This is a genomic window from Leptospira ognonensis, assembly GCF_004770745.1.
In the GTDB taxonomy this organism is placed as follows: Bacteria; Spirochaetota; Leptospiria; order Leptospirales; family Leptospiraceae; genus Leptospira_A; species Leptospira_A ognonensis.
On the sequence record NZ_RQGD01000013.1, the window covers coordinates 1 to 1,239 of the forward strand.

Consider the following 1,239-nt stretch of genomic DNA (forward strand, 5'->3'; position numbering starts at 1 on the left):
TCGGCCTAAAGGCACATTGTCCTCCGTCACGCTTCTTGCTCTGCAAGAAGGCGCGCCGACGCTAACGCCTGCGCAAGCAGGCTCAGCTACGGACAACGTCGTGTAGCCTAGTTCGTTATGCGAAAAGAAAATATATCTTCAAAACAAAGATAAATCTATAGTAACTAGATAAAGGATGAACCTTGAAAAAATTATATATCATAATTCTATCTGTCACTCTTTTGTGTAAGCAAATAGATGATGGCAATACTTTAAAGCAATCAGAAAACAATTCTACTGTCAAAAAGGAAACTAAATTAGTTTTAGATACTCTATGTGTGGCAGTAAAAAGTGGTTTGAGATTAAGGTCATTGCCTAATCTCAATTCAGAAAAACTTGATCTTATTCCATTTAAAACAAGCATTCAACTTTTTGAATATGGAGAAAAAGTTACAATCGATAATATTTCATCCAAATGGGCAAAAGTAAATTATTTAGATAAATTTGGTTGGGTTTTTTCTGGTTATTTAAATTGGAATTGTCAAGAATATGAAGAAAAAGATGCCCTAAATATAAATCAGCCGAATATACTCGGAAAATATGTAGACTCCATCCACGGCGAAGAATATTTTATCGAATTTAAAAATGATGCGACTTTTCAAATGGTAATTTTCGGTGGGTGCGAGGACAATGGATGCTTTTCAGAAAAAGATTTCGGGGAATGGAAATTGTTTAACAATTTAATTTATTTAAAATCTAGATCAAACAATAACCTAATCACAGATGTTGCGATTTTCTATATTTCTATTCAAGATAAGGGTGCCCTTTATCCAATAGACAATGAGCATTCAATCAAAGAAAATTACGGAAACGATATTATTTCTGGTTGGAAAAAGAAATAATATCGTTTTTTTTCTCTTCGCATAACTGCGGCTGACACGCTGCGCTCGGGACTGTCGCCCTCGCTCGGCCTAAAGGCACATTGTCCTCCGTCACGCTTCTTGCTCTGCAAGAAGACGCGCCGACGCTAACGCCTCTGCGAGGCTCAGCTACGGACAACGTCGTATAGCCTAGTTCGTTATGCGAAATTGCGTAAAAAAATATTTATTTATTTAGCAGCTCAAAAAAAGAAAGAATTAAATAGATTAAAAGATATATATTTTATATATGGATTCAGATGCCTTTGATTTAACTTTTACAGATAAGATTGTTTTTGAGGCTAAGAAAGTAGAAGATAACGAAATTTGTTTTGTTTTATCT

1 protein-coding gene is annotated in these 1,239 nt (G+C 35.1%); it reads left to right on the forward strand.

The features are described from left to right. Positions 1-182 precede the first annotated feature (182 nt). Entirely contained in the window at positions 183-881 is a 699-nt protein-coding gene (locus EHQ58_RS03760; RefSeq protein WP_135622162.1) for an SH3 domain-containing protein, read from the forward strand. The last annotated feature ends 358 nt before the right edge of the window (positions 882-1,239 follow it).